The sequence below is a fragment of the Microbacterium sp. CnD16-F genome (genome assembly GCF_024124465.1).
GTDB classification, from domain to species: domain Bacteria; phylum Actinomycetota; class Actinomycetes; order Actinomycetales; family Microbacteriaceae; genus Microbacterium; species Microbacterium gawkjiense.
In genome coordinates this window covers 48,039-69,958 of record NZ_JAMXSA010000010.1, presented here as the reverse complement: position 1 = coordinate 69,958, position 21,920 = coordinate 48,039, and the positions used below count along the sequence as shown (strand labels likewise).

Annotated in this window: 23 protein-coding genes and 1 pseudogene; 8 read left to right on the top strand and 16 right to left on the bottom strand. The window is 71.3% G+C overall.

Annotation, left to right across the window (positions count from 1 at the left end; translation table 11 throughout):
* The 7 genes from NH287_RS04880 to NH287_RS04850 form a co-directional block, all read right to left on the bottom strand.
* On the bottom strand, positions 1–490 hold a 490-nt coding region (locus tag NH287_RS04880), incomplete at its 3' end, for a DNA-3-methyladenine glycosylase (protein ID WP_253034700.1).
* The gene (locus NH287_RS04875) at positions 487–2,256 is read right to left on the bottom strand and encodes a hypothetical protein (protein WP_253034699.1); all 1,770 of its coding nucleotides are present in this window, start codon (positions 2,254–2,256) and stop codon (positions 487–489) included. The genes NH287_RS04880 and NH287_RS04875, both read right to left, overlap by 4 nt.
* Positions 2,249–3,280, bottom strand: coding sequence for a permease (locus tag NH287_RS04870; RefSeq protein ID WP_253034698.1), 1,032 nt, complete (start codon positions 3,278–3,280; stop codon positions 2,249–2,251). Before NH287_RS04870 ends, NH287_RS04875 begins: the two co-directional genes overlap by 8 nt.
* Positions 3,270–3,683, bottom strand: coding sequence for a Fur family transcriptional regulator (locus NH287_RS04865; protein WP_253034697.1), 414 nt, complete (start codon positions 3,681–3,683; stop codon positions 3,270–3,272). Before NH287_RS04865 ends, NH287_RS04870 begins: the two co-directional genes overlap by 11 nt.
* Positions 3,684–3,692: 9 nt before the next feature.
* Positions 3,693–4,592, bottom strand: coding sequence for a metal ABC transporter permease (locus NH287_RS04860; protein ID WP_253034696.1), 900 nt, complete (start codon positions 4,590–4,592; stop codon positions 3,693–3,695).
* Positions 4,589–5,401, bottom strand: coding sequence for a metal ABC transporter ATP-binding protein (locus tag NH287_RS04855; RefSeq protein ID WP_253034695.1), 813 nt, complete (start codon positions 5,399–5,401; stop codon positions 4,589–4,591). The genes NH287_RS04860 and NH287_RS04855 overlap by 4 nt, the downstream gene beginning before the upstream one ends.
* Positions 5,398–6,399 (bottom strand): metal ABC transporter solute-binding protein, Zn/Mn family, encoded by a 1,002-nt coding sequence (locus NH287_RS04850; RefSeq protein ID WP_253034694.1) that lies wholly within the window; start codon positions 6,397–6,399, stop codon positions 5,398–5,400. Before NH287_RS04850 ends, NH287_RS04855 begins: the two co-directional genes overlap by 4 nt.
* 248 nt (positions 6,400–6,647) lie before the next feature.
* Between NH287_RS04850 and NH287_RS04845 the strand changes: the two genes are divergently transcribed.
* A complete protein-coding gene (locus NH287_RS04845) occupies positions 6,648–7,100 on the top strand; it encodes a BLUF domain-containing protein (protein ID WP_253034693.1) in 453 nt (150 codons plus the stop codon).
* Between the two features lie 61 nt (positions 7,101–7,161).
* Here NH287_RS04845 and NH287_RS04840 read toward each other — a convergent pair whose 3' ends face one another.
* From NH287_RS04840 to NH287_RS04830, 3 genes are all read right to left on the bottom strand, one after another.
* Positions 7,162–8,496 (bottom strand): dihydrolipoamide acetyltransferase family protein, encoded by a 1,335-nt coding sequence (locus tag NH287_RS04840; protein WP_253034692.1) that lies wholly within the window; start codon positions 8,494–8,496, stop codon positions 7,162–7,164.
* A gap of 126 nt (positions 8,497–8,622) precedes the next feature.
* Positions 8,623–9,546: an alpha-ketoacid dehydrogenase subunit beta gene (locus NH287_RS04835; RefSeq protein ID WP_253034703.1), complete on the bottom strand. Its 924-nt coding sequence runs from the start codon at positions 9,544–9,546 to the stop codon at positions 8,623–8,625.
* Between the two features lie 56 nt (positions 9,547–9,602).
* On the bottom strand, positions 9,603–10,742 hold the full coding sequence (locus NH287_RS04830) for a thiamine pyrophosphate-dependent dehydrogenase E1 component subunit alpha (protein ID WP_253034691.1): 1,140 nt from the start codon (positions 10,740–10,742) through the stop codon (positions 9,603–9,605).
* Between the two features lie 305 nt (positions 10,743–11,047).
* Here NH287_RS04830 and NH287_RS04825 point away from each other — a divergent pair.
* A pseudogene (locus tag NH287_RS04825) lies at positions 11,048–11,190 on the top strand (response regulator transcription factor); the annotation flags it as partial.
* 22 nt (positions 11,191–11,212) lie between these two features.
* On the opposite strand, the gene NH287_RS04820 reads toward NH287_RS04825, so the two are convergent.
* The gene (locus tag NH287_RS04820; RefSeq protein WP_253034690.1) at positions 11,213–11,725 is read right to left on the bottom strand and encodes an ASCH domain-containing protein; all 513 of its coding nucleotides are present in this window, start codon (positions 11,723–11,725) and stop codon (positions 11,213–11,215) included.
* Between the two features lie 85 nt (positions 11,726–11,810).
* Between NH287_RS04820 and NH287_RS04815 the strand changes: the two genes are divergently transcribed.
* Positions 11,811–12,575 (top strand): PepSY domain-containing protein, encoded by a 765-nt coding sequence (locus NH287_RS04815; RefSeq protein ID WP_253034689.1) that lies wholly within the window; start codon positions 11,811–11,813, stop codon positions 12,573–12,575.
* 157 nt (positions 12,576–12,732) lie between these two features.
* Here NH287_RS04815 and NH287_RS15410 read toward each other — a convergent pair whose 3' ends face one another.
* Positions 12,733–13,521, bottom strand: coding sequence for a family 1 glycosylhydrolase (locus tag NH287_RS15410; RefSeq protein WP_374209362.1), 789 nt, complete (start codon positions 13,519–13,521; stop codon positions 12,733–12,735).
* A gap of 137 nt (positions 13,522–13,658) precedes the next feature.
* Between NH287_RS15410 and NH287_RS04800 the strand changes: the two genes are divergently transcribed.
* Positions 13,659–14,090 (top strand): GIY-YIG nuclease family protein, encoded by a 432-nt coding sequence (locus NH287_RS04800; protein WP_253034688.1) that lies wholly within the window; start codon positions 13,659–13,661, stop codon positions 14,088–14,090.
* 389 nt (positions 14,091–14,479) lie between these two features.
* Here NH287_RS04800 and NH287_RS04795 read toward each other — a convergent pair whose 3' ends face one another.
* Positions 14,480–15,046: an NAD(P)H-dependent oxidoreductase gene (locus NH287_RS04795; protein WP_253034687.1), complete on the bottom strand. Its 567-nt coding sequence runs from the start codon at positions 15,044–15,046 to the stop codon at positions 14,480–14,482.
* Between the two features lie 145 nt (positions 15,047–15,191).
* On the opposite strand from NH287_RS04795, the gene NH287_RS04790 reads away from it, so the two are divergent.
* Positions 15,192–16,640 carry a sugar porter family MFS transporter gene (locus tag NH287_RS04790; RefSeq protein WP_253034686.1) on the top strand — a complete coding sequence of 483 codons (1,449 nt, stop codon included), beginning with the start codon at positions 15,192–15,194 and terminating at the stop codon, positions 16,638–16,640.
* A gap of 176 nt (positions 16,641–16,816) precedes the next feature.
* Here the strand turns inward: NH287_RS04790 and NH287_RS04785 are convergent, their stop codons facing one another.
* Positions 16,817–17,881, bottom strand: a complete 1,065-nt coding sequence (locus tag NH287_RS04785; RefSeq protein WP_253034685.1) for a histidinol-phosphate transaminase — start codon at positions 17,879–17,881, stop codon at positions 16,817–16,819.
* 71 nt (positions 17,882–17,952) lie between these two features.
* Here NH287_RS04785 and NH287_RS04780 point away from each other — a divergent pair, with 71 nt between their 5' ends.
* Positions 17,953–18,345 carry a phage holin family protein gene (locus NH287_RS04780; RefSeq protein WP_253034684.1) on the top strand — a complete coding sequence of 131 codons (393 nt, stop codon included), beginning with the start codon at positions 17,953–17,955 and terminating at the stop codon, positions 18,343–18,345.
* Here NH287_RS04780 and NH287_RS04775 read toward each other — a convergent pair.
* Positions 18,317–19,603: a hypothetical protein gene (locus tag NH287_RS04775; protein WP_253034683.1), complete on the bottom strand. Its 1,287-nt coding sequence runs from the start codon at positions 19,601–19,603 to the stop codon at positions 18,317–18,319. The two genes, NH287_RS04780 and NH287_RS04775, sit on opposite strands and share 29 nt — an antisense overlap.
* Positions 19,603–19,896, bottom strand: coding sequence for a hypothetical protein (locus NH287_RS04770; protein WP_253034682.1), 294 nt, complete (start codon positions 19,894–19,896; stop codon positions 19,603–19,605). Before NH287_RS04770 ends, NH287_RS04775 begins: the two co-directional genes overlap by 1 nt.
* Before the next feature lie 140 nt (positions 19,897–20,036).
* Between NH287_RS04770 and NH287_RS04765 the strand changes: the two genes are divergently transcribed.
* Together NH287_RS04765 and purB are read left to right on the top strand one after the other, a co-directional pair.
* Positions 20,037–20,510 (top strand): low molecular weight protein-tyrosine-phosphatase, encoded by a 474-nt coding sequence (locus NH287_RS04765; RefSeq protein WP_308210388.1) that lies wholly within the window; start codon positions 20,037–20,039, stop codon positions 20,508–20,510.
* Between the two features lie 26 nt (positions 20,511–20,536).
* A complete protein-coding gene (purB, locus tag NH287_RS04760) occupies positions 20,537–21,919 on the top strand; it encodes an adenylosuccinate lyase (RefSeq protein ID WP_217529182.1) in 1,383 nt (460 codons plus the stop codon).
* Position 21,920: the final 1 nt, after the last annotated feature.

Sequence of the window (21,920 nt, the reverse complement as noted above, 5' to 3'; positions counted from 1 at the left end):
CGCCGGCCTGCTCCGCGCCGGTGACGGCGTCGATGCCGTCGTGGATCGGATGCCGCAGCCCCACCGCATCGCCGAGCCTGCCCGGTCCGCGGGCCAAGTCGCGCGCGAGGCGCGCGGCGGGTCGACGGGCGTGCGCGGCATCCTGCCCCTCGACGACCTCGCCCGCGCGCAGCAGGATTCCGCCGGCGACACCCTCGGGGCCGCACACGACGTTGACGCACGAATGGATGCCGTGGCTCAGGTACACGTACAGGTGGCCGGGTTCGCCCCACATCGTCGCGTTGCGGGCGGTCGGCCCCATGCGGGCGTGCGACCCCGGGTCGGCGAGCGCGCCGGTGCCGCGCCCGTGGTACGCCTCGACCTCGGTGATCCGCAGCGCGACGAGACCGCTCGCCGTCGTCACCCGCAGCTCCCCGCCGAGCAGCGTCGGCGCGACGTCGGCCGGGAGACCCGCCAGGGCCTCACGCGTCGCGGGGACGAGGGCGCTCACAGCGCCGGGGCCTTGCGACACCAGGAGATGTCGAATCCGCGCAGCGCCACGACCTGCGTGCCGTCGAGCGTGTGGATCCGGGTCTCGAGCTTCGTGGGCAGCGGCAGCAGGTACCCGTCGTACGTGTCGGTGACGATGTCGGGCGCGACGACGAGGGCGGCGTACCGGCCGCTCGGCGACACGCACGTCTGCAGCAGCGCGTCGGTCGGCGCGACCTCGGCGACGGGAGTGGCGGCACCGTCGGCATCCACTCGTGTGATCGTCGTCGCGAGCGGCGTCATGCCGTCGAAGGGGGTGAGGGCGCGGAGGGTGGAGCCGTCGGCGAGCGCGGTCACCGACCCGGTCTGGCCGAGGTCGGCGGGCGTCGGCGGCAACGGCTTCTCGTCCGCGGTGGTCAGGTCCACCACCGCGGGGCCGTCGACGCGCTCGATGAAGGCGGTCGTTCCGGCGAGGTCGTCGATGCCGATCGCGTTGCCGAGCTCGACGGGCGCCCCGCCGGAGGGCGAGACGAGGCTGAGCGCGCCGTCGAAGGTGAGCATGAGGATGCTGTCGGTGCCGGGCACGAACCGCCAGTCCTCGACGCGCGGGTCGGCGCCCGACACCGCGATATCGGCGGGCTTCGCGGTCGGGTCGGCCGTCGACCCCGTGAAGAGCAGACTCTCGCGTCCGCCGGATGCCGAGAGGTCGGCATCCGTGTACGTGTACCCGATCGTGTTGCCGCGCTCGGCGCTCTGCAGGTTGGTGACGATCCCGGTGCCGGGCAGGGTCAGCTCCTGCGGATGCGACCCGTCGGCGCGCGTGACGACGAGGTGCGAGGCGCCGTCCTCGAGGGTCGAGACGACGAGGTGCCCCGCGGTCGAGCGGAAGTCCTCGATGTGGTCGGCCTCGATCACCGGGGTCGCGTCGCCGACGAGGTCGACGCGGTAGATCTTGTCGCCGCCCTCGCTGCGCTGCAGGACGAAGGCGTGCAGCTTCGGGGTCGTGAACGACTCCTCGATCGTCGAGGTCGGTCCGCCGCCGACACCCGCGAGCCCGTCGATCCGGATCGTGTAGGTCGTCTCGTCCCACAGCGGGTCGGTGAAGCGGATGCCGACGCTGCGCCCCGAGGTGTCGACGGAGAAGGATGCCGCCGGCGTGACGGTGACCTGGGCGGCATCCACCTCCTGCAGCGACTGCGTCGTCTCGAAGATGAACCGCGACCCCGCCGACGAGACCGCGGCGGTCGCATCGGACTGCACCGAGGTCACCCGCGGCCCCTGCAGCGTCGTCACGACCCCGGCGGCGACGGCGACGACGCCGAGCACGATCACCCCGCCCGCGGCGGTCGCCACGGTGCCCGCGAGCCGGCGGGGCGAGCGCGGGGCGTGCTGGTCGTGGTCGTGCGCCGGTTCGTCGCCGTGGTCGTGGTCGCCGTGCGAGGGGTGTGGGGCCCCGGCATCCGTCTCGGATTCGGATATGTGCACCGGATTCGGATGCGTGGCGGGGCTCTGGTCCGAATCCGCGGACGATCTCCGAATCCGATGCACGGCTGCGTGCGCCGGTTCGTCGCCGTGGTCGTGGCCGTGATCCTCGGTAGCGCCGAGCGGCAGCAGGAAGCTGAGCACGACGCCCACCAGCACGAGCACCGCCATCGACACGGCGAACCACGACGACTCGGGGTTGATGTAGAGCCCGAGCCGACCGGTGACCGCGAGGGCGATCGTCAGGGCGGCGACGGATGCCACGGCGCCGACGCCCAGCATCCGGAACCAGACCGTGTCACGCAAGGAGGTTCACCACCCCTCCGATCGCGGCGGCCGCGAGGACGACGGCGACCACCAGCACACCGAGGACGCGGGTGCGGAAGGTCGTGCGCAGGAGGGCGAGCATCTTGACGTCGACGAGGGGCCCGACGAGCAGGAACGCGACGATCGCGCCCGGGGTGAACGTCGAGGCGAATGACAGCGCGAAGAACGAGTCGACGTTCGAGCAGATCGACACGATCATCGCGAGCAGGATCATCGCCGCGATCGACAGCGCGGGGTTCGATCCGATCGACAGCAGCACGTCGCGCGGCACGACGACCTGCACGGCTCCGGCGACCGCCGACCCGATGATGAGCGCCGGCATGACCGCGCGCAGCTCGACGACGAACTGGGCGAGGCTGCGCCGCCCCCGGTCGCCCGTCACGCCCTGCTCGGCGAGGCACGCGTCGCGGAAGCGGTCGGTGACGAGGGCGTCCTGATCGGGATGCCGGCTGTACAGCCACCCGATGACGTTCGCGATGAGGTAGCCGCCGAGCAGGCGGGCGACCAGGATGCCGTCATCGAACCCGAATGCCTGGTGGGTCGTGATGATCACGATCGGGTTGACGATCGGCGCCGCGACCAGGAAGGTCAGCGTCTCGGCGACCGAGAAGCCGCGCATCATGAGCCCGCGCGCGAAGGGCACGTTGCCGCACTCGCACACCGGGATCAGCATGCCGAGCAGGGAGAGGACGGCGCGACGGCCCCAGGGGTTGCGCGGCATCCACCGTTCGATGACGCCCGGCGGCACCCACACCTGCACGACGATCGAGAGGATCACGCCGAGCACGACGAACGGCAGCGACTCGATGAGCACGCTGAGTGCGAGCGTCAGCCCGTCCTGCGCGCGGGTCGGGAGCTCGGGTGACGGGCTCCACAGCGCGACCCCGATCAGCGCCAGGACGGCGAGGAACCCGACCCCCAGCCAGAGCGCGCCGCGACCGGCCGACCCCGCGGGGGAGGTCGACGTCGAACGCGGCTCCGCAGGGCGGACCTCAGTCCGCACGGGCCCCGGATGCCGCTGTGCGGGCGCAGTCCGCGCACGTGCCGAAGATGTCGACGACGTGCTCGGCGTCGGTGAACCCGTTCGCCGCGGCGATGCGCTTTGCCCACGTCTCGACCTCGTCGGCCTGGATCTCGACGGCGGTGCCGCAGACACGGCAGATGAGGTGGTGGTGGTGTCCCGTGCTGGCGCACGCGCGGTAGATCGCCTCGCCGTCGGGCGACTGCAGCTGGTCGGCTTCGCCGCTCGCGGCGAGGGTGGCCAGGGCGCGGTAGACGGTCGCGAGCCCGATGCCGGTGTTCTCGTCGCGCAGGGCGGCGTGCAGGTCCTGGGCGCTCACGAATCCGGGGGCGTCGGACAGCGCCGAACGCACGCGCTCGCGCTGCCAGGTGTTGCGCTGGGCCATGGCCGGATTCTACGCCCGCGTGCTGGCGACGGCCTGGGCGCCGTGGGCGGCATCCGTCCGCTGCACCCGCCCCCGACGATCGCCGACGACGCGGCAGACGAGGTAGATGACGAACGAGATCGTCGTGATGTAGGGGCTGACGGGGAGGGTGCCCGCGACGGCGAGCAGGATGCCGCCGACCGCCGAGACCACGCCGAAGAGGGCGGCCAGCAGCGGCACGGCGACGGGACCGTGCGCGATGCGGGCGGCGGCCGCGGCGGGCGTCACGAGCAGGGCGAGGACGAGCAGCGCGCCGATGATGTGCACGGCGACAGCGACGGCGAGACCGAGCAGCAGCATGAAGGCGAGCGAGATCAGCCCCGTCGGGACGCCGCGGGCGGCCGCCGACTGCGGGTCGAGCGAGTCGAAGCGCAGCGGCCGCCAGATGAGCAGCAGCGCGACGAGCACGACGGCGGAGATGACGATCAGCCACGTGAGCTGGTCGGACTGCACCGAGACGATCTGCCCGGTCAGCAGGCTGAACCGGTTGGCGCTTCGCCCGTTGTAGAGGGCGAGGAAGAGGATGCCGAGGCCCAGACCGAACGGCATGAGCACCCCGATGATCGAGTTACGGTCGCGGGCGCGCGCACCGAGCCACCCGATGAGGGCGGCGGCGACCATCGACCCGACGATCGACCCGGTGACGACGTCGGCTCCGATCAGCAGCGCGGCGGCCGCCCCCGCGAACGACAGCTCGCTGATGCCGTGCACGGCGAACGCCATGTCGCGCTGCAGTACGAACACCCCGATGAGGCCGCCGACGAGGCCGAGGATCGCCCCGGCCCACACCGAGTTCTGCACGAGCGCGAGGATCTCGCCGTAGACCGGCACGCCGCCGAACATGGCGTTCGCGATGTCGTCCCAGTTCATGCGTGGTCCTCGTGATGGTGGTGGGATGCCTCGGCGTCGGGCGCGCCGACCACGACCAGACGGTCGCCGGCGCGCAGCACGAAGACGGGCGCGCCGTAGAGGTCGGTGAGCACCGGCGAGGTGAGGACGTCCTTCGGCTTCCCGAGCGTGAAGCGGCCGTTCGCGATGTAGAGGATGCGGTCGACCTTGCCGAGCAGCGGGTTGATGTCGTGGGTGACGAGCAGGACCGCGGCCCCGCTGCGGCGGTGCCGGTCGATGAGCCCGACGACGGCCTGCTGGTTGGCGAGGTCGAGGCTCGTCAGAGGTTCGTCGCACAGGAGCAGCCGCGGGTCGTCGGCGAGGGACTGCCCGACCCGAAGGCGCTGCTGTTCGCCGCCGGAGAGGATGCCGACGGGCCGGTCGGCGAACTCCGTCGCGCCGACGGCGGCGATCAGTTGGTCGACCCGCTCGCGGTCCTTGCGGCGCGGGATCGGCGGACCGAAGCGGTGCCCGTTGACCCCGAGCGCGACGAGGTCGCGCCCGCGCAGCGCCGTGTCGCGCGGCAACGGCCGGGTCTGCGGCAGGTACCCGATGCCCCGGTTGCCGGCGCGGTGGACGCGCTTGCCGCCCACCTCGACCGTGCCCTCGCTCAGGTCCTCGAGGCCGAGGATCGCGCGGAGCAGAGTCGTCTTGCCCGAGCCGCTGGGGCCGAGCACGGCGATCAGCTCGCCCGGCTGCACGTCGAGATCGAGGCCGCTCCAGAGCTCCCGCCCGCCGCGGCGGAGCGCGGCGCCCCGGATGCGGAGGGGGATGTCGTCGGGGCGGGTCACCGAGTCAGGCTACCGGCCAGCTCGTCGATGTTCTGCTGCATCCACTCGAGGTAGGTCAGCCCGTCGGGCAGGAGCTCGGTGAACTTCAGCACCGGGATGTCGGCCTTCGTCCCGAGGCCCTCCACCTCGCTCGTCTCCGCGCCGCCGGTCTGGGCGTTGACGATGACGGTGCGGACCTCGCCCGAGCCGAGGATCTTCGTCGCCTCGAGCATGGTCGCGGGCGGGACGTCCTGGCCCTCTTCGACGGCTTCGCTGAACGCCTCGGGGGTCGCGTTCTCGAGCCCGGCCGCGGCCGTGAGGTACAGCGGGACCGGCTCGGTCGCGAAGATCTTCTCGCCCGCGTGGTCGGCCTTGATCTTCTCGAGAGAGGTCTCGAGGCCGGCGACGCCGTCGATGAGCTTCTTCGCGTTCGCCTCGAAGGTGTCGGCCTTGGCGGCATCCAGGTCACCCAGTTCGTGGGCGATGTCCTCGACGACGTGCTCCATCGTGTGCGGGTCGTACCAGACGTGCTCGTTGAAGCCTTCGATGTGGTCGTGGCCCGCGTGGTCGTCGCCCTCGGCGTGGTCCTCCTCGGCGTGGGAGTCGCCTTCGGCGTGCGCGCCGTCGGAGTGCCCCTCGTTGCCGGGGTAGTCGTGCGAGTACTCGACGGCGGTGATGACGGGGGCGGTGGTGCCGCTCGCGTCGATCAGCGCGTCGACGAACGCGTCGTAGCCGCCGCCGTTCTCGATGACGAGGTCGGCCTGCGACACGGTGAGCTGGTCCCGCGCCGAGGCCTCGTACGAGTGCGGGTCCTGCGAGAGCGAATTGACGATCGAGGTGACCTCGACATCGTCGCCGCCGATGGCCTGGGCCAACGAACCGTAGACGTTCGTCGACGCGACGACCTTCAGCCGATCGCCGTCGCCGCCCGCTGCAGGGCTCGTCGCGGTGGCGCAGCCCGCGAGCACGAGGACCGATCCGACGGAGAGGGCGAGCAGTGCGGGCACACGAGAGGTCATGCCGCGAGTCTACGCGGTGTTGATAATCGTTCTCAACTCGACGAGCTGCTTCCCCGGCTCCTACTCGAGGGGGTCGTCACCCCAGTTCATCAGCGAGAAGCGCCAGTCCGTGTCCTCGACATCACCCTTCTTGGCGCATGACCACGGGCTTGCGCAAGAGCTCCGAGCCGGGTTTCGCCGCCTGTTACTGTCATCGGACCGGGGGCACCCGCATCCTCCGGCGCGCCACCACTCTGGAGAGTTCGAGCATGACCGAGCAGCTGACCTTCATCGTCTATGCGAGCCGTGCGGCCGAGCCCTTCGATCACGACGACCTCGTCGACCTCCTGAGCCAGAGCCGCGTGAACAACTCCCGCGACGGCATCACGGGGATGCTGGTCTACCGCGACCTCGACTTCGTCCAGATCCTCGAAGGACCGGATGCCGCCGTCCGCGCACTCCTCGAGCGCATCGGGCGCGATCCCCGCCACAGCGACGTCCGTGTGCTGCTCGAGGAGCAGACGACCGAGCGCAAGTACGCGGCGTGGTCCATGGGCTACGAGCCGACGGCGCCCGGTGACGGATCGGACGGCGCGGTCGACGCCCTCCGGACCGCCGACGACGATGCGACGACCCGCGAGTCGGCGGACGCCCTCGGCGGATGGTTCCACGGCAGGGCGGGCGGCTCGACCGACCGACCGGCTCCGGTCACCGGCGGGTGAGCGACACGTACGCCAGGCCCGACAGGTTGACGAGCACGTCCGTCGGTGTGGACGTCGCCCATCAGTCGAGCAGGAGCGCCGGCTCCTCGAGCACCGAGGCGACGTCGGCGATGAACCGGCTGATGCCGTCGCCGTCGATGACGCGGTGGTCGAACGAGCCCGACACCGTCGTCACGAACCGCGGACGCACCTCGCCGTCGACGACCCACGGCTTCTGACGGATCGTGCCCATGGCGATGATGCCGGACTCCCCCGGATTGATGATCGGGGTCCCGGCATCCATCCCGAAGACACCGATGTTCGTGATCGTGAACGTGCCGCCCTGCTGATCGGCCGGCGTCGTCTTGCCGTCGCGCGCCGTCACCGTGAGCTTCTCGAGCGCCCTCGCGAGGCCGCGCATGTTGAGGTCCTGCGCGTCCTTGATGTTGGGGACGAGCAGGCCGCGCGGCGTCGCCGCCGCGATGCCGAGGTTCACGTAGTGGCGCACGCGGATCTCGGCGCCGTTCTCGGTCTCGACCCACGCGGCGTTGATCATCGGCGTGCGGCGCAGCGCCCAGATGACCGCGCGCGAGAAGATCAGCAGCGGCGAGATCTTCACGTCGGCGAAGTCCGGCGAGGCCTTCAGCCGCTTGACGAGCTCCATCGTGCGGGTCGCATCGACGTCGGTCCAGACCGACACGTGCGGCGCGGTGTACGCGCTCGAGGTCATCGCGTTGGCGGTCGCCTTGCGCACGCCCTTGACGGTGATCGCCTCTTCACGGGCGTCCGCCGGTGGCGCCGACGGGGCGGGGACGGATGCCGCGGGTGCCGCGACGGGGATCGACAGCTCGCGCTCCTCGGGCAGCTCCGGCGTCGCGATGTTGCGGAACACCGACGCCTGCTCGGCGTGACGGACGACGTCCTCGCGGGTCACCTCGCCGGCGGCGCCGCTCGGCGTCACGTCCGACAGGTCGACACCCAGATCGCGGGCGAGCTTGCGGATCGGCGGCTTCGCGACGACGCCGACCGCCTTCGTCACCGGCTTGTCGGCCGGCTTGCGGCGGCGCGACTTCACCTCGCCCCCGGTGCCGTAGCCGACGAGCACCGAGCCACCGGGCTCCTCGGCGGGCTTCTCGCCGTGCTCGGAGCGGCCGATGTCGGCATCCGGCTGTCCCTCGCCCCCGGCGATCGTGATGATCGCGGCGCCGACCTCGACCGTCTCGCCCTCGGCGGCGAGGATGTCGCCCACCGTGCCGCTGAACGGCGACGGCAGCTCGACGAGCGACTTCGCCGTCTCGATCTCGACGAGGACGTCGTTCACGTCGACCGTGTCGCCCGGCGCGACGCGCCACTGCACGATCTCGGCCTCGGTGAGGCCTTCGCCGACGTCCGGGAGGTGGAAGGTCTGCGTGCTCATGTCATCTCCATCCCCGCGAGACTGCAGACGCGCGCCGAGACCGCGGGCTGAAACCGCAGTCTCGATGCACACGTGCAGTCTCGCGGATGTGTGGGGGTCGCGGGTAGGGAGGCATCGTCGGAGGGGTCAGTAGGCGAGGGCGCGGTCGACGGCCTCGAGGATGCGGTCCGCGTCGGGGAGGTACTGCCCCTCGAGCTTCGCGGGCGGGAACGGGACGTCGAAGCCCGAGACCCGGAGCACGGGGGCCTCGAGCGCGTAGAACGCCTTCTCCATGACGGTCGCCGCCACCTCGGAGCCCACCGAGACGTTGCCTGGGGCCTCCTGTGCGTAGACCATGCGCCCCGTGCGGCGCACCGACTCGAGGATCGGCTCGTAGTCGATCGGCGACAGCGAGCGCACGTCGATGACCTCGCACGAGGTGCCCTCACCCTCGGCGAGCGCGGCCGCCTGCAGCAGGGTCGTCACCATCGCGCCGTGACCGACGAGCGTGACGTCGGTGCCGCGGCGGACGACGCGGGAGGCGTGCAGCGGGAGCGCCCGCTCCGCGACATCCACCTCGCCCTTCATCCAGTACTTCGCCTTCGGCTCGAGGAAGATGACCGGGTCGGGCGAGGCGATCGCGTCCTGGATCATCCAGTACGCGTCGTTCGGCGTCGACGGCGACACGACCCGCAGACCCGGGGTGTGCGCGAAGTACGCCTCGGGGCTCTCCTGGTGGTGCTCGACGGCGCCGATGTGCCCGCCGTAGGGGATGCGGATGACGAGGGGGAAGTGCGCGTGCCCCTCGTGACGGTTCGCGAGCTTCGCGAGCTGCGACGTGATCTGGTCGAACGCGGGGAAGACGAACCCGTCGAACTGGATCTCGATGACGGGACGGAACCCCGCCATCGCCAGGCCGATCGCCGTGCCGACGATGCCGGACTCCGCGAGCGGCGTGTCGAGCACGCGCTGCGACCCGAACTCGGCGTGCAGGCCCTCGGTCACGCGGAAGACGCCGCCGAGCGGCCCGATGTCCTCGCCCATGAGCAGGACGTGGTCGTCCGCGGTCATCGCCGCGCGAAGGCCGGCGTTGAGCGCCTTCGCGAACGGCAGGGTCTGGATGTCGCTCACGCGTTCCCCTCCTCGAAGGATGCCTCGTACTCGGCCAGCCAGCGCTGCTGCTCGTGCACGAGCGGGTGGGCGTCGCCGTAGACGTGGTCGAACATGACGCCGGTGGGGATGTCGCCCAGGGCGTTGGTGCGCACGCGCACGTCGTCGGCGTAGGCGGCGGCTGCGGCATCCACCTCGTCGAAGAAGGATGCCGAGGCGCCCCGGTTCTGCAGGAAGGCCCGCATGCGTGCGATCGGGTCGCGGCGCAGCCACGACTGCTCCTCGTCGCTCGTGCGGTACTTGGTCGGGTCGTCGCTGGTCGTGTGCGCGCCCATGCGGTAGGTCAGCGCCTCGATCGCGCGGGGGCCACCGCCGGCGCGCGCCTCGTCGAGGGCGACCTTGCTGACCGCGTAGCTCGCGAGGACGTCGTTGCCGTCGACGCGGACGGCGGGGATGCCGTAGCCGTCGCCGCGGCGGGCGAGCGGGACGCGCGACTGCGTCGAGACGGGGACCGAGATCGCCCAGTGGTTGTTCTGCAGGAAGAAGACCTGCGGCGTCCGGTAGGACGCGGCGAACACCATCGCCTCGTGGACATCGCCCTGGCTCGAGGCGCCGTCGCCGTAGTAGACGATGACCGCCTCGTCCTTCTCGGGGTCGCCCGTGCCGGTGCGGCCGTCGAAGACGAGGCCCATGCCGAGTCCCGCCGCGTGCAGGGTCTGCGCGCCGAGGACGAGCGTGTAGATGTGCGTGTTCTGGTGCTCGGCCGGGTTCCAGCCGCCGTGGGTGAGCCCGCGCATCAACCGGATGATGTCGATCGGGTCGACGCCGCGCGTCGTGACGACGACGTGCTCGCGGTAGGACGGGAAGACGTGGTCGTGCGCGCGCGTCGCCCTCGCCGAGCCGACCTGCGCGGCCTCCTGCCCGAGGGACGGCGGCCACAGCGCGAGCTGGCCCTGACGCTGCAGGTTGGTCGCCTGCCGGTCGAAGGCGCGCACCACGACCATGTCGCGGTAGAACGTCTCGAGCTCGGTGTCGGTGAGGGCGTCGATCAGCGGCAGGTAGCGCTCAGCCGCGTCGGAGGGGTCGTACGAACCGTCGGCGGCGAGGACGCGGACGACGTCGGATGCTTCGGCCGGAGCCTCGAACGAGGGGGTCACCCTCCCACGCTAGACCCCGACGCATGAGCGGTTCTGCATGACCCCGACAACGGATGCCGCGATTCGCCGTTCCCTCGGGACAAACCGGCCTCGCCCCGGCATCCGCCGCCATCCGCACTCGCCTGTCGCGAAGTGCGGAGCGCGGCGGCATGTTGCGACAGGGGAAGGCCGGCGGCAGCGACGGGGACGCTCGCCTGTCGCGAAGTGCGGAGCCCGGCGGCGTGTTGCGACTGGGGAAGGGCCGGTGGGGGACGGGACGGGGCGGCTTCAGCCGTGCTTCAGCGTGCGCACGCCACACCGGACGCATGCGTGTTCTGGTGGTCGACACGAGGTGCGCCCGGCGGACGGCGTGCGCCGCGGGCTCGAGGCCGAGGGGTTCGCCGTCGACGTCGCGCACAACGGCGTCGACGGGCTGTGGCGCGCCCGCGAAACGAGCTACGACGCGATCGAGGGCGCTCAGGCAGGAGCGCTCAGTCGGCGTGCTCGGGCGGCCAGACCACGGCGAACCGCTCGAAGACGATCTCGTCGTCCTCGGACCACTCCGCGCCGCGGGCGGCGGCGACCCGTGTGAAGTAGCGGCGGTGCTCGCGCTGCCAGCTCTCCAGGGAGCGATCGTCCTCGCCCTCGTCGAACGCGAAGGCCGCGTCGGCGCTCGCGAACGGGCCGACGCGCAGTTCGGTGCTGCGGATGATGATGCGCGGCGCGCCGGTGCCGTCGCACGCGATCCAGTGCGAACCGATCCGCGGCAGCTGGTCGCCGTGCTCGAAGAACTCCGCGACCAGTTCGGAGGTCGCCCGCTTCGGACCGTTCAGCACGGCGTCGAGGAGCTGGTCCGCGAGCCGCGGGCTGTCGCCGAAGTGCTCGACCGTGTAGTCCGGTCCTGCCGCCGCGGCAGCGGGATGGGCGGCGCGGTAGTCGGCCCACATCCGGTCGGCGGCGTCACGATCGAGGGGGAAGGCGGCGGAGGAGAGGCTCTCGGACATCCCTCGATCCTGGCATCCCGGCATCCTGAAGACCGCTTCAGGTCGCTTCAGGTGGGCTTCAGTGCCCGCTCGGCACTCTGGGTGCATGAGCGAGAACACCACCACCCCCGACCCGTCCACCCCCACCCAGCCGTACACGCCCGCCGCCGAGCCGGCGGCGGCGAAGCCGGCGAAGCGGCGCGGCCGCACCGCGCTGATCGCCGGTGGCGCAGCGCTCGGCGCACTCGTGCTCGTCGGCGGCGGCGTCGCGATCGGCTCCGCACTCGACGACGACCGACTGGACGGCGTGGCCGTCAGCCAGCAGGGCGAGGCCGACGGCACGCAGGACCCCGCCGCCGGAACGCAGGGCGAGGCCGACGGCACGCGCGTCGACGACACCGACGATGACGCGTCCGACGTCGTCGACAGCGCGGCGACGACCGCGTCCGGCGAGTTCGGTGCGTCCGACGCCGCAGCGCTCGACGGCATCGCGAAGGCTGCGCAGGGCGTCGCCGACGGCGAGCCGACCGCGATCGACGGGAACCGCGACGGCAGCTGGGACGTCACCCTCACGGGCGCGGACGGGTCCGAGACCGAGGTCCTCGTCGGCGCGGACGGCCAGGCGGTCGTGCGCGAGACGGAAGGACCCGACGCCGACGACCGCGCGCCGCAGAACGTGCTCGACACCGCCACGCTGCAGGCCATGGTCGACGCGGCCCTCGCGGAGCAGCCCGGGCGCATCATCGACGTCGACGCCGACGACGACAACCGTTCCCCGTTCGACGTGTCGATCCTCACGGGCGACCGTCAGATCGTCGAGGTCACCCTCGACGCGTCCGGCACGGTGCTGAAGACCGAACTCGACGACTGAGCGGATGCCGCCCCGCGGCATCCATCGCAGGGGCGCGGGTCCTTCGGGTACCGCGCCCCTGTCGCGTTCGCGAGGAGATGTCGGTTCGAGAGGAGGCATCCGCTCGATCCGATCCTCGGGAACCTCCATCTCCTCGCGAAGCGACGGCGCGCGAGCCTCAGGCGGCCGGGATCACCCCGCGGCGGGCCAGGTCGCCGAGCCACGCGAGGCTCGGCTTGGGCGTGCGAGCGAAGGTCTCGTGGTCGACGTGGATGAGCCCGAACGTCGGACGGTACGAGCCCCACTCGTAGTTGTCGAGCAGCGACCAGTGCAGGTACCCCCGCAGGTCGAGGCCGTCGCGCAGCGCGGCCGACACACCCTCGAGCGCGCCGGTCGTGTAGTCGATGCGCCGGCTGTCGTCGGCCGTCGCCATGCCGTTCTCGGTGACGATCATGGGGATGCCGCCGGTCACCTCGTGGGTGTGGCGCAGCGCGTGGCCGAGGGCCTCGGGGTAGTTCGGCTTGTAGAAGCCGCCGCGCGGGCCGGGAACCGGCTCGAACCCCTCGGCGGCGCGGTCCGAGAAGACGTACCGATGATCGGTGTCGTCGGCGACCGCAGCCTGGAACCAGGGATGCCGGTCGGACGTGTGCCCGGCCACGAGGTCGAGCAGGACGGCGATGCCACGTCGGTCGGCTTCGGCGATCAGCCGGTCGAGGGCGGCATCGCCTCCGTAACGCGGGTCGACGTGATCGAAGTTTGCGACGTCGTACCCGGCGTCGCGCATGGGCGAGACGAAGCAGGGGTTGATCCACACGGCGTCGACGCCCAGCCACGACAGGTGGTCGAGGCGGCCCGCGAGCCCGTCGAGATCGCCGATGCCGTCACCGTCGGCATCCGCGAAACTCTGCGGATACACCTGGTAGAGCACGATCCGATCGAGGCGATCGGCGAGCGTCGATGACGACATCCCTCGTCCTCCTTCTGCATCGTTGCAGGTCATGTAACCGGTTACCGCGGGGACTGTACCCATGTATCCGGTTACATCCAGGCCGGGCGCAACATCGAGATCGACACGGTGTCGGCCGTCGGTGCCACCATGCTCACGTGCCCGATGCCCTGCCCTCGCGCTGCCGCCTCTGCGGCGGCGCGGTCGGCGAGCGCCGTGACGACGCCTGGTACTGCACGCGCTGCGGGTGGCGGCTGGGCGACGCCCCCGACCCCGACATCCCGCCGCCGCGGATCGACGTCGTCTACTACCTGCGGTACCGCGACCGCGTGAAGATCGGCACGTCGGCGACGCCACGGCGCCGGTTGGCCGCGATCATGCATGACGAGCTGCTGGCCTTCGAACCGGGCGACCGCGTTCTGGAGCAGCAGCGGCACCGCGAGTTCGCCGAGCTTCGCGAGGGCGGCGAATGGTTCACGCTCACCGGGGTGCTCGCGGCGCACATCGAAGCCGTGCGAGAGCGCATAGGCGACCCGTGGGCGGCCTACGACCGCTGGCTCGGCGACGCGTTCCGACGCCGATCCTCGTAGGCGGCCAAAAGTTCTACCACACGACGCTTGTCCCCCGAAAGGGGGACAAGAACGTCGCCCAGCATGAATAGATTCTCACGTGCTGTAGGACCACCATTTTGGGGCGCTGGTTTGCCCGCACTCGGATTGGTCTCTGGGGGATAAGGCGTTTCCGCATGCGGGCCCCGCTACAGCACCACGACCCGGCTGGGGTCCGGGGGAAACCCCCCTCCAGCCGGGTCCTACTCCTTCCGCTCGGGCGGACGCGCGCGTATCGTCGCGGGCAACCCAGCCCCGGATCGTCCGCGCGGAATCGCGTCTCCCCTGTCATGGCGACGCGTCCGGGAGCCCCGGCCGTCGAGCCGACCTCCCCCCGCGGTTCGTTCGGGCCCGGGGGCCCTCCTGCAGCGTCAGGCGCGGACCGCGGCGGCGATGCGCGCGACGACGGCATCGACGTCGGCGGCGGCACCACCGGCATCCGCGTCGTAGAGGAACTCGGTCCGCCCGCGACGCACCCCGCAGTAGTCGAGGATGCCGGTTTCGATCTGGGTCGCGAAGGCGCGGTCGTACCCGCGCCGCTCGTAGAGCGCGGCATCCGAGCCCGCGACGGGCACCAGGTGCACCGTGAGCCTGACGAGTCCGGGACGGATGCCGCCGCCCTCGCCGACACCGAAGGCCCACCCGTTCGCGAACACCCGATCGATCCAGCCCTTGAGGAGGGCGGGCATCGACCACCAGAACACCGGGAAGACGAGCACGAGATGGTCGGCGCGGTCGATGCGGGCCATCTCGGCGGCGACGTCCGCGGGGTACTCCCCTGCCACGGCGTACGCGTGCCGATCGGCGAGCGTGAAGCGGGGGTCGAAGCCCTCAGCCGTGAGATCGGCGATCTCGACCTCGCCCGCCGGCAGAGCGTCGGCGAGGCGGTCGGCGACGTGGTGCGTGAAGGACTGACCCGGGCGCGAGGCGCCCCACACCTGAGGAACGAAAAGGTTCCGATGAGAAAGCGCAGGCCACGCCGTTTGTGACAGGCGAGCGCGGATCAACTGCCACCCGTATCGGTTTTCGTCGCGCGCGCAAGGGCGGGCAGGACCGACGCGCACCGGCGTACCCTCGAACCTCATGAGCACTACCGGGACCATTCCTGCGGACTCCTTCTCGTTGAAAAGCCCGTACGGGCGACGCGCCATCGGACTGTCCGTGGCCGCCGCGGTCGGCGGCTTCCTCTTCGGATTCGACTCGTCCGTCATCAACGGCGCGGTCGACTCCATCGAGTCGAACTTCGACCTGAACAGCGTCCTCACCGGCTTCGTCGTCGCCGTCGCCCTGCTCGGCTGCGCCGTCGGCGCGGTGCTCGCGGGCGGCCTCTCCGACCGCTGGGGCCGCCTGAAGACGATGATGCTCGGCGCCGTCATGTTCCTGGTGTCGTCCATCGGATCGGGCCTGACCTTCAGCGTCCCCGACCTGATCGTCTGGCGTGTGATCGGCGGCATCGGCATCGGCATCGCCTCGGTCGTCGCCCCCGCCTACATCGCCGAGATCGCGCCGCGGCAGATCCGCGGCAGCCTCGCTTCACTGCAGCAGCTCGCGATCACGCTCGGTATCTTCGCCGCGCTCCTCTCCGACGCCGTCCTCGCGAACACCGCCGGCGGCGCGTCGGAGCAGCTGTGGCTCGGCCTCGAGGCGTGGCGCTGGATGTTCCTCGTCGGCATCGTCCCGGCCGCGGTCTACGGCATCCTCGCCTTCACCATGCCCGAGTCGCCCCGCTATCTGCTCGCGAAGGGACGCAACGACGAGGCCCGCGAGATCTTCGCGCGACTCGTGCCCGAAGCCGACCTCGACAAGTCCGTCAACGAGATCCGGGGCGCCATCGACGAGGACCGCAAGACCAAGGGCGCCTCGCTTCGCGGCCCGGTCCTCGGCCTGCAGGGCATCGTCTGGGTCGGCATCATCCTGTCGACGTTCCAGCAGTTCGTCGGCATCAACGTGATCTTCTACTACTCGACCACCCTCTGGAAGGCGGTCGGCTTCGACGAGAGCAACTCGCTGCTCATCAGCGTGATCACCTCGGTCACCAACGTCGTCGTGACCCTCATCGCGATCTGGCTCGTCGACCGTGTCGGCCGCAAGCCGATCCTGCTGACCGGTTCGGTGCTCATGACCCTGTCGCTCGCGACCATGGCGCTCGCGTTCGCCTTCGCGGTCACCGTCGACGGCGAGGTCTCGCTGCCCGGCGCGTGGGGGCCGGTCGCGCTCATCGCGGCGAACCTGTTCGTCGTCGGATTCGGCGCCTCGTGGGGCCCGCTCGTGTGGGTGCTGCTCGGCGAGATCTTCCCCAGCCGCATCCGCGGCAAAGCGCTCGGCGTCGCCGCCGGCGCGCAGTGGATCGCGAACTTCCTCATCACGGTGTCGTTCCCCGCGATGTCGACCTGGTCGCTGCCCCTCACCTACGGCATGTACGCGCTGTTCGCGGCGCTGTCGTTCGTCTACGTCGCCTGGCGCGTGCCCGAGACGAAGGGCATGGAGCTCGAACAGACCGAGACGCTGTTCGTCCGCAAGGCGAAGGGCTGACCCGCGCGCTCCCCTGTCACGAAGCGCGGCGCCCCGCGGCGTGTCGCGACAGGGGAGCGCGAGGATGCCGCAAGCGCCGCGCTCCCCTGTCACAACGTGCGGAGCCGCGCGGCGTGTCGTGACAGGGGAACGCGGGCGGGGTGCCGCGCGACGGCTTGCGCGCAGATGGGTCGCCGTCAGGGGCGAACGGATGCCGCGACCTCGACCACGCGGTCGATCGACTCCTCCTCGCCCACCGACACACGCACGCCGTCGCCGGCGAAGGGCCGGACCACGAGGTCGGCGGCCTCGAAGGCCGCCGCGACCTCGAGCGATCGGTCGCCGGCCGGGAGCCAGACGAAGTTGCCCTGCGCGGTCGGTACGTCCCATCCGATCTCGCGCAGGCGGTCGACCAGAAGGTCACGCCGCCGCGCCACGACCGCGACGCGCTCGCGCAGGTCGTCCTCGGCGTCGAGGCTCGCGAGCGCGGCGGCCTCGGCCTGCGCCGTGACGGAGAGGGGGATGCCGGCACTGCGGGCGGCATCGAGGATGCGGGGGTGCCCGACGGCGTAACCGATGCGCAGGCCGGCGAGCCCGTACGCCTTCGAGAAGGTGCGGAGGATCACGACGTTGTCGTGCCCGGCGGCGATGACCCGCTCGCCGTTGACGGCTGCGGCATCCGTCACGAACTCGACGTACGCCTCGTCGAGGACGATCAGCACGTCCTCCGGGACGGCGGCGACGAACGCGTCGAAGTCTGCCTGCGTCACGACCGCGCCGGTCGGGTTGTTCGGCGTGCAGACGAAGACGGCGCGCGTGCGGTCGGTGACGGCGGCGGCGAGCGCGGGAAGGTCGACCGCGGCGGCATCCGTCAGCGGGACCATCACGGGGGTGGCGCCGGTGACCGTCACGATGCCCGGGTACGCCTCGAAGGAACGCCACGGGAGGACGATCTCATCGCCGACGGAGGCGACCGCCTGCGCGAGCTGATACAGGATCGAGACCGAGCCGGCGGCGATGTGGATGCGGTCGTCGGTGACCCCGAACCGCTCCGCCAGGCGCGTGCGCAGCCGGGCGGCGAGCGCGTCGGGGTAGCGGTTGAAGGCGACCGCGTCACGCACCGCGGCGACGACGCCGGGGAGCGGGTCGAACGGGTTCTCGTTGCTGGAGAGCTTGTACGCGGTGGCGCCGGCCTGTTTGCCCTGCTTGTAGGCGGGGAGCGCGGCGATCTCGGGACGAACCCGGACGGGGATGTCGGTCACGCGACGAGTCTACGAGCGGGAGCGCCGGCCCGTGCCTCGCCCACGGGCGCACGGCATGGGAGACTGCGGGCATGCGCTTCATCGTCCGCGTCGTGATCAACGCCTTCGCGATCTGGGTCGTCACCCTCATCGAGCCGCTGCGCGTCGAGGTGACCCCCTTCGAACCCGGCGAGACGCTGCAGCTCGTGCTGTCGCTGCTGGCCGTCGCGGCGGTCTTCGCGATCGTCAACACCGTCATCGGGACGATCCTGAAGATCCTGGCGTTCCCGCTCTACATCCTGACGCTCGGCCTCATTTCGCTGGTGATCAACGGTTTCCTGTTCTGGCTGACGGGGTGGTTCACCGAGTGGTGGGGCTGGGGTCTGTCGGTCGAGTCGTTCTGGCTGGGCGTCGTCGCGGCGCTGATCATCTCGCTCATCAACTTCGTCTTCGGGATCATCCTGCGTCCGCAGACGAAGCGCTGACGCCCTCGGCGGTGTCGTAGACGAACACCTCCACCGACTCCGCCGTGCCGAGCTCGGCGAGGCGGTCGCGCACGGCATCCATCCGCGGGTCGGTCGAGACGTCGAGCATCTCGGACGTCGCGGTGTACTCGTCCATCTGGTGGGAGTTCAACCACGGAAGCGGGTCGACGGTGCGCTCGACGACCATGCTCCCGGGGGCGCCGATCTCGGCGTCGTGGCCTCCGCCCGCCAGGAGCGGCACCACGTCGTCCCGGTGCCGGAAGTCGACCTGCAGGGTGTCCGGCCCCACGTCGGCCTGGACGGGGTTGCCGAACCCGACGATCATCGGCACCTCGTACTCCTTCTCGAGCGCGATCCGGCTGGCGACCATGGCGCCCTGGGAGTGCCCGCTGACCATCACCGAATCGCCGGGCTTCGCTCCCGCCTTCTCGAGCGCGATGCGGCTCGCTTCATAGGAAGACGACCTCATCCCGTCGTACAGGGCGACGTTCGACGACCAGTCGAACGTCCCGGGGTCGTCTCCGAACCGTGTGCCCGAAAGGTACAGCGCGAACCGCCGTCCCCCGTCCGGCATCGTGTACCGCTCGACCCGGATGGCGCCCGGCCCGCCGCCGGGCACGCGGCGCGCCACGTCGGCGACCGTCGCGGGCGCCGATCCCGGCTGGGACCGCGCCAGCTCGACGGTGGGACGCGCTGGCTTTCCGAGCAGACGGCTCCCCTCGGGAAGCGTTCCCGTGCCGCGGTCCCGGATCTCCGCTGCCCCCCAGCGGAGCGCGCCCACTGCGACGGGCGCGAGGCCGGAGGCGAGGGTCGTCCACCACAGCTCGCCCGCGACCGTCGCGAAGGGATCGGGCGCGTCCGCGACGGCCTGCCGCGCGGCTTCTGCCGCAGCGGGGGAGGATGCCTCGAGCTCCGCCACCTTCCGGGCGAGGTCCACCACGTCGCCCCGATCGCGCGCGTCCCCGTGCCAGGCGATCGCCGCACGCGCCTGCAGCTCGACGATCTCGTACGCGGTCGCCGTGTCGCGGAGTGCGCGCGCAAGCTCCTGCCCCCGCTCGACGACCGCGCCCGCGGCGGTGGCGAGGTACGCGGCGCCCCCGCCGATCGTCGCGGACCCGAGGAGGCGGTCGGCCAGCGTCAGTCCGGCACGGACGGTGTCGGCGTCGGCGACCGCGAGCTCGGTCTGCGCCGCCGCGCTGCGCAGGGTCTCGGTGTCGACGGCGACGACGCGGCCGCCGCGGATCTCGATCTCCGCCATCAGCCCGTCGCCTCGACCCAGGTGCGGTCGCCGTACGCCTGGTCGATCGCCCCCTCGATCGACGTCGACAACCGGGCGACCTCGCCCTCCCACGCGGCCACCGCCTCGCGGAACGCGTCGGCGGCCTCGGCGCGCCAGTCGACGAGGTGCGCGATCCGCCGGACGTCGGCGAGCAACTCGAGCACCTGATCGTCGGCCTGTCGCAGCAGAGCGATCCCGTCGTCGAGGGCGGCGAGACGCTCCCCCACGGGAGCGCCCCACAGGTACGGGGACTGCGCGAGAACATCGGACATGCGTCGACTGTGCCCCCGGCATCCGCTCTTCGGAGGGCGCCCGGAACGGACGGTGGATGCCGCGCAGCGGACCCGCTCTGTGCAGAAGGCCCGACGATCAGCACAATGGAAGGGTGCCCGAGCCCGATGATGCTTTCCGTGTGCTGTTCGTGTGCACGGGCAACATCTGCCGGTCCCCGATGGCGGAGGTCGTGTTCCGGTGGTTCGCCGATCAGGCGGGCCTCGGCGACCGTGTCGTCTCGACGAGCGCCGGCACCGGCGAATGGCACGTCGGCGAACGAGCCGACAGCCGCACGCTCGAAGCCCTGGTCCGCCGCGGGTACGACGGCACCCGGCACCGCGCGCGGCAGTTCTCCCGCGAGGACTTCGACCGCAACGACCTCGTGATCGCGCTGGACCGCTCGCACGAGCGGATCCTGTCGGAGTGGGCGCGCAGCCCCGCCGACGTCGACAAGCTCGCGCTGCTGCTCAGCTTCGACGCGCGGGCCGACGGGGCCCTCGACGTGCCCGACCCCTACTACGGCGGCCCCACGATGTTCGATGAGGTGCTCGGTATGATCGAGAGCGCCAGCCGGGCGTTGTTCCGGCAGCTCGAACCCGCGCTTCGCCGGTGAGCGCACCCCCCACCGAACGGAGTCGCGTGTCCTCCCTGCCCTCGATGTCCCTCAGCCCGCTCGACGGTCGTTACGCCGCCGCAGTCGCCCCGCTGGCCGAGTACCTCTCGGAGGCGGGCCTCAACCGGGCCCGCGTCGAGGTCGAGGTCGAGTGGATCATCACGCTGACCGACCGCGGTCTGTTCGGATCGTCCGCGCTCACCGATGAGCAGAAGGAGTCGCTGCGCAGCCTCTACCGCGACTTCGGCGACGACGACATCGCCTGGCTCGCCGAGAAGGAGGCCGTCACCCGGCACGACGTGAAGGCGATCGAGTACCTCGTCCGCGACCGCCTGTCATCGCTCGGGCTCGACGCCATCGCCGAGCTCACCCACTTCGCGTGCACGAGCGAGGACATCAATTCCGCCTCGTACGCGCTCACCGTCCAGCGCGCCGTCGAGCGGGTCTGGCTGCCCAAGCTGCGCGCGGTCATCGCCTCGCTGACGCAGCTGGCCGAAGAGCACCGGGATGCCGTCATGCTCTCACGCACGCACGGTCAGCCCGCGACGCCCTCGACGATGGGCAAGGAACTCGCCGTCTTCGCGTGGCGCCTGCAGCGGGTCGCCGGCCAGATCGAGGGCGGCGAGTACCTCGCGAAGTTCTCGGGGGCGACCGGAACCTGGTCGGCGCACCTCGCCGCCGAGCCCGACGTCGACTGGCCCGCTCTCTCGCGCGGCTTCATCGAGGGGCTCGGCATCGGGTTCAACGAGCTGACGACCCAGATCGAGTCGCACGACTGGCAGGTCGAGCTGTACGACCGCGTGCGCCACGCGGGCGGCATCCTGCACAACCTCGCCACCGACGTGTGGACCTACATCTCCATGGGCTTCTTCGCGCAGATCCCCGTCGCGGGTGCGACCGGCTCGTCGACGATGCCGCACAAGATCAACCCGATCCGGTTCGAGAACGCCGAGGCGAACCTCGAGATCTCGGGCGGGCTGTTCGGGACGCTCGCGCAGACGCTCGTCACGTCGCGCCAGCAGCGCGACCTCACCGACTCGACGACGCAGCGCAACATCGGCGTCGCCTTCGGCCACTCGCTGCTCGCGCTCGACAACCTGCAGCGTGGGCTCACCGAGATCTCGCTGTCGCGCGACGTGCTGCTAGCCGACCTCGACGCGAACTGGGAGGTCCTCGCCGAGGCGATCCAGACCGTCGTGCGCGCCGAGATCGTCGCCGGCCGCTCGCAGATCACCGACCCGTACGCCCTGCTGAAGGACCTCACGCGCGGCCGCCGCGTCGGGGCGCCCGAACTCGCCGAGTTCGTGAACGGCCTCGACATCGGCGATGCCGCGAAGCAGCGCCTGCTCGCGCTCACCCCCGCCGGCTACGCGGGTCTCGCCGACCGGCTCGTCGACCTGCTGCGCTGAG

Bases quoted from the DNA above. Each gene is read 5' to 3' on its own strand.
- NH287_RS04865 (WP_253034697.1), bottom strand. From the start codon at position 3,683: ATGGCCCAGCGCAACACCTGGCAGCGCGAGCGCGTGCGTTCGGCGCTG.
- NH287_RS04860 (WP_253034696.1), bottom strand. From the start codon at position 4,592: ATGAACTGGGACGACATCGCGAACGCCATGTTCGGCGGCGTGCCGGTC.
- NH287_RS04850 (WP_253034694.1), bottom strand. From the start codon at position 6,399: ATGACCTCTCGTGTGCCCGCACTGCTCGCCCTCTCCGTCGGATCGGTC.
- NH287_RS04845 (WP_253034693.1), top strand. From the start codon at position 6,648: ATGACCGAGCAGCTGACCTTCATCGTCTATGCGAGCCGTGCGGCCGAG.
- NH287_RS04840 (WP_253034692.1), bottom strand. From the start codon at position 8,496: ATGAGCACGCAGACCTTCCACCTCCCGGACGTCGGCGAAGGCCTCACC.
- NH287_RS04835 (WP_253034703.1), bottom strand. From the start codon at position 9,546: ATGACCGCGGACGACCACGTCCTGCTCATGGGCGAGGACATCGGGCCG.
- NH287_RS04820 (WP_253034690.1), bottom strand. From the start codon at position 11,725: ATGTCCGAGAGCCTCTCCTCCGCCGCCTTCCCCCTCGATCGTGACGCC.
- NH287_RS04815 (WP_253034689.1), top strand. From the start codon at position 11,811: ATGAGCGAGAACACCACCACCCCCGACCCGTCCACCCCCACCCAGCCG.
- NH287_RS15410 (WP_374209362.1), bottom strand. From the start codon at position 13,521: ATGTCGTCATCGACGCTCGCCGATCGCCTCGATCGGATCGTGCTCTAC.
- NH287_RS04790 (WP_253034686.1), top strand. From the start codon at position 15,192: ATGAGCACTACCGGGACCATTCCTGCGGACTCCTTCTCGTTGAAAAGC.
- NH287_RS04780 (WP_253034684.1), top strand. From the start codon at position 17,953: ATGCGCTTCATCGTCCGCGTCGTGATCAACGCCTTCGCGATCTGGGTC.
- NH287_RS04775 (WP_253034683.1), bottom strand. From the start codon at position 19,603: ATGGCGGAGATCGAGATCCGCGGCGGCCGCGTCGTCGCCGTCGACACC.
- NH287_RS04770 (WP_253034682.1), bottom strand. From the start codon at position 19,896: ATGTCCGATGTTCTCGCGCAGTCCCCGTACCTGTGGGGCGCTCCCGTG.